The organism is Weizmannia agrestimuris, assembly GCF_943193165.1.
GTDB lineage: Bacteria > Bacillota > Bacilli > Bacillales > Bacillaceae_C > Weizmannia > Weizmannia faecalis.
Map to the genome: position 1 here is coordinate 1 of NZ_CALPDC010000083.1, position 4,552 is coordinate 4,552.

3 protein-coding genes and 1 tRNA gene are annotated in these 4,552 nt (G+C 44.8%); 3 read left to right on the forward strand and 1 reads right to left on the reverse strand.

The genetic code is table 11. The features are described from left to right. The first annotated feature begins 151 nt into the window (after positions 1-151). A complete protein-coding gene (locus tag NFR98_RS15505; RefSeq protein WP_017552127.1) occupies positions 152-1,252 on the forward strand; it encodes a 5-methyltetrahydropteroyltriglutamate--homocysteine S-methyltransferase in 1,101 nt (366 codons plus the stop codon). A gap of 85 nt (positions 1,253-1,337) precedes the next feature. Here the strand turns inward: NFR98_RS15505 and NFR98_RS15510 are convergent, their stop codons facing one another. Further along, positions 1,338-2,561: an acetate/propionate family kinase gene (locus tag NFR98_RS15510; protein ID WP_017552126.1), complete on the reverse strand. Its 1,224-nt coding sequence runs from the start codon at positions 2,559-2,561 to the stop codon at positions 1,338-1,340. A 316-nt stretch (positions 2,562-2,877) separates the two neighbouring features. Here NFR98_RS15510 and NFR98_RS15515 point away from each other — a divergent pair, with 316 nt between their 5' ends. Both NFR98_RS15515 and NFR98_RS15520 read left to right on the forward strand, forming a co-directional pair. Next, a complete protein-coding gene (locus NFR98_RS15515) occupies positions 2,878-3,759 on the forward strand; it encodes a PocR ligand-binding domain-containing protein (protein ID WP_017552124.1) in 882 nt (293 codons plus the stop codon). A 125-nt stretch (positions 3,760-3,884) separates the two neighbouring features. Beyond that, a tRNA-Val gene (locus NFR98_RS15520) sits at positions 3,885-3,957 on the forward strand. Positions 3,958-4,552 lie beyond the last annotated feature (595 nt).

Below are 4,552 nucleotides of genomic sequence, written 5' to 3' on the forward strand. Positions count from 1 at the left end.
TAGCCGAAAGTGTACAAAAAGAGTGTCTTGGAATACCCGATATTTAAACCTTGTCGAGAAAAACTTGACACATACGAGAAAATAAAGCAGTTTACTTTTCTTCCTTTTTTTGCTATCATTCTAAATATTTACAAGAAAGGGGAGGATACAATTGGCAAAAGCAATACCGCCATTCCGCGCCGATCATGTCGGGAGTCTGCTCAGGCCGGAAAAGTTGAAACAGGCCCGCCGCCGGCAAGAATCAGGCGAAATCACAAAAGAAGCGCTGCGTGAAATAGAAAATGAGGAAATCAAAAGGATTGTGGCAAAGCAGAAAGAAATCGGCCTGCAGTCGGTAACGGACGGGGAATTCCGCCGGGCTTACTGGCATTTTGATTTTCTCGAAAATCTTACTGGTGTGCAAGGATACGAATCCGGGGGCGGCATCCAATTTAAAGAAAAGCAGACTAAATCGCATTCCATCCGGATAATCGGAGATCTGGATTTTTCCGGCCATCCGATGATTGATGATTATAAATTTTTACATAGCATTGCCGGGGACCACATGCCTAAAATGACCATTCCAAGTCCTAGCATGCTGCATTTCCGCGGCAAGATTGCATACGGGCGTTACCAGGCGGATGAAGATTTGTTTTTCCACGATCTTGGAAAAGCTTATAAAAAAGCGATTGCCGCTTTTTACGATGCCGGCTGCCGCTATTTGCAGCTCGATGATACAGCATGGGCATACCTTTGCTCCGATGAACAGAAGGAACAGCTGAAATCCCGCGGGCTGAATCCGGACCATCTGGAAAAACTTTATGCACGCACTATCAATGAAGCAGTCAGCGGACGACCCGAAGATTTGACAGTTACGATGCACATTTGCCGGGGTAATTTCCGCTCGACATGGATTGCTTCTGGCGGCTATGAACCGGTCGCCGAAACGCTATTTAACGGCCTCAATATCGACGGCTTTTTCCTGGAATATGACAGTGACCGTGCCGGCGGATTCGAACCCTTGCGCCATGTGCAAAGGAAAGACCTGCAAATTGTGCTCGGCCTTGTCACTTCCAAATTCGGTGAGCTTGAAAATGCGGACGATGTGAAGCGCCGAATTGGCGAAGCTTCCAAGTATGTCCCGCTTGAACAGCTTTGTCTCAGCCCGCAATGCGGTTTCGCCTCCACAGAAGAAGGCAATCTGCTCACTGAGGAAGAACAATGGGCAAAACTATCGCATGTAGTGAAGATTGCCGGGGAAGTTTGGGGATAGGCAGCAGGCCCAGGCTATTTTCCGGCAAAAAAAGGACGATGCGCCGATCGATTTCCCGCATCGTCCTTTTTGAATCACTGCTTTTTCAGACCCTCACTGTTTGTTTTTCGGGCAAACGCGCGGCTTGCCCTTCACTTAAGCGCCAGGTATCCCGTGCAATCATCAATTCTTCGTTTGCCGGAATGACAAGTAAAGACACTTTTGAATCAGGGGTATGAATATACGGCCCGTTTTCTTCGTTTGACCGGAAATCCAATTTTGCCCCAAGATAGGCTAAATTGGACACCACTGCTTGCCGGACGGAGGCAGAATGTTCCCCGATCCCTGCCGTGAACACAATGGCATCCACCCCGCCCATCAATGCAACATAACCGCCGACACATTCTGTCACACGATTCACAAACATTTTGATTGCCAATTCCGCCTGCTCATTATGAGCTTTTGCTGCCAGCTCCACGTCGCGGAAATCATTTGAAATCCCGGAAATGCCGAGCAAGCCGGACTCTCTATTGAACATATCCATCATTTCATCAATGGTGTGCCCTGATTTTTTCATGATAAATGGAAGGATGGAAGGATCAATTGTACCGGAACGCGTTCCCATCATCAATCCGGCCAGCGGGGTAAAGCCCATTGAAGTATTGACAGACTTTCCGCCTTGAATTGCGCAAATGCTGGAACCGTTCCCTAAATGGCAAGAAATGATTTTCAAATCTTTCAATGGTTTTTCAAGAAGCAGGGCCGCTTCACTGGCAACATACTGATGATTGGTTCCATGGAAGCCGTATTTCCGGATATGATATTGGTTGTATAATTTCAAAGGCACCGGATACAAATACGTTTCAGGTGCAAGCGTTTGATGGAAAGCGGTATCGAACACGGCTACGGCACAAGCTTTCGGAAGCCTTTTCATAAAGGCCCTGATTCCGAGCAACCCAGCCGGATTATGCAAAGGCGCCAGTTCGCACAGATTTTCAATTTTTTGAATCACTGTACGGTCCAGTACGGCAGAATCCGAAAAGTCAGAACCGCCATGTGTGATCCGGTGGCCGACAGCTGAAATTTCATTTAAATCATCGACAATACGATTTTTTAAAAGAATTTCAATCAAATAATCCGCAGCGTCACGGTGGTCGTGGATCGGCGGTTTTTCTTTTTGGCGGAAACCGTTGATTTTATATGAAACCTCAGGCGCGTCGAATCCGATTCGTTCAAACACCCCTTCAATTAAAATACTTTCATCCGGCATATTGAAAACTTTAAATTTTAATGAAGAACTGCCTGCATTAATGGCCATTATTTTTTTCATATTATATCCCTCCGAAATAACAAACTTATCATTCATGTGATTTATTTCACAAATATTTATATGCGTTTCCTTATAATACAAGTATAAAGAAACCCTTTGTCACAAATTTGCCTATTCCGGCATTCAATTCTGTTGAAAATACGGAAAATGATATTTTTTTGTTGCGCTTTCATTTATAATGAGGCTAGAAACCAATGTTTGCGCTTTCCCGCCTTTTTGCATGGCAAATGATTCATTTGTATTTTTTTGTTCAGCTTTGAACAAAATTTTGCAACCGCTTAAATGATTGCTTTTTTGAAAACGGGGGTTTTGTGAAATGACAAACAAACAACAGATCGAAAAAGTAATGGAAATGTTTTCTTCTGCGACCGGCCTCACAGCGGTTTATGTGGATATTGACGGAAAAGAAATTTCGGATGATGATCAATTCCCGCCTGTCTGCCAAATCATGCGGCAAGTTCCGCATCTCCGGAAACACTGCCAAACATGCGCGAAATGCGGCGGCTTTGAAACAATGAAAAACGGGCAGCCGTGTATTTACAGGTGCCATGCGGGCCTCGCGGATTTTGCGGTTCCGGTAAAAAGTCGGGAAAACACGCTTTATGGTTTTATCATTAGCGGGCAGGTACGCCTGGAAGATGATGAAAATCAAGTGAAAGAGTTTTTGCAGCAAAAACCGCTTGATCTGTCTTCCCACCGTGATTTTGCGGCCGCCTATAGCAAACTTCCGGTTTTTTCTTTAGAAAAATTAGCTGCTTCTGCTGAAGTGCTGGCTACTTTGGCAGAATACTATTTGTCATCCATTTTAAATGAAGAAGAAGCAAAACCAGAGAAAGAACCAGCCGCTCAAGCGAAAAAACATGCACGGTCCAAGAAAGAAATAAAGCAAGCCCTTAAATATATTCAGAAACACATTCACCAGCCTGTCACTTTGGAAGAAGTCGCCGGCCATGTGTATTTAAGCCCATACTATTTCAGCAAACTTTTCAAAAAGGAAACCGGCGAAACTTTTGTTTCTTTTGTTAACCGTCAAAAAATGAATCTGGCAAAAGACATGCTTGCCAACGATGACTTGCCGGTTTCTTATATTGCGCACAGCCTGGGCTTTCGGGAGATTAGTTATTTCAGCAAAGTATTCAAAAGGTATTACAAAGCCACCCCGACCAGCTACAGGGCGATGTCCCGTAAGAAAGGATGATCGTGCGCCTCATGAAGGAGAACCCCCTTTTTTCGAGATAGGATTTCTATTCTTTTTTTTAAAAAACTGATTGACAAGGCACCCCATTCCTTATATACTAAGTATTGTCCGACAGAGATGAATACGATTCCGTAGCTCAGCTGGGAGAGCGCCACCTTGACAGGGTGGAGGTCGCTGGTTCGAGACCAGTCGGAATCATCCTTGAAACCCTTGAGCCGCAACGGTTCAGGGGTTTTCTTATTTTTTCCAAATTGAATAAAAAGGCAAGCTGTTGACGAATTTGTTGCCCAAATATTATTCATACCTGGGGCTTGCTGAACGGATCCGATTCTGAGTTTGTACCCAATTTGTCAGCAACCTTGCAAATCTAGGAATTTTGCTTATTCAGCAAGCCTTATGTTAATGAAGCGTGGAAAAACGAAGGCCTTCCTTTACATAGGGGGCGTCTACGTTAAGAAAGCATGCTAAAACTTGACCATTCCTTTACATAGAGCCCGTATACGTTAAGAAATCACGGAAAAATGAGGACCTTCCTTCACATAGAGCTTGTCTACGTTAAGAAAGCGCGGGAAAATGACGGCCTTCCTTCACATAGAGGGCGTCTACGTTAGGAAGCGCGGAAAATTGAAGGCCTTCCTTCACATAGAGCCTGTCTACGTTAAGGAAGTGCGGAAAATTGAGGGTATTCCTTCACATAGAGCCTGTCTACGTTAAGGAAGCGCGGGAAAATGACGGCCTTCCTTCACATAGAGGGCGTCTACGTTAGGAAGCGCGGAAAATTGAAGGCCTTCCT

Coding starts and splice junctions, on each gene's coding strand:
- NFR98_RS15510 (WP_017552126.1), bottom strand. CDS start 2,561: ATGAAAAAAATAATGGCCATTAATGCAGGCAGTTCTTCATTAAAATTT.
- NFR98_RS15515 (WP_017552124.1), top strand. CDS start 2,878: ATGACAAACAAACAACAGATCGAAAAAGTAATGGAAATGTTTTCTTCT.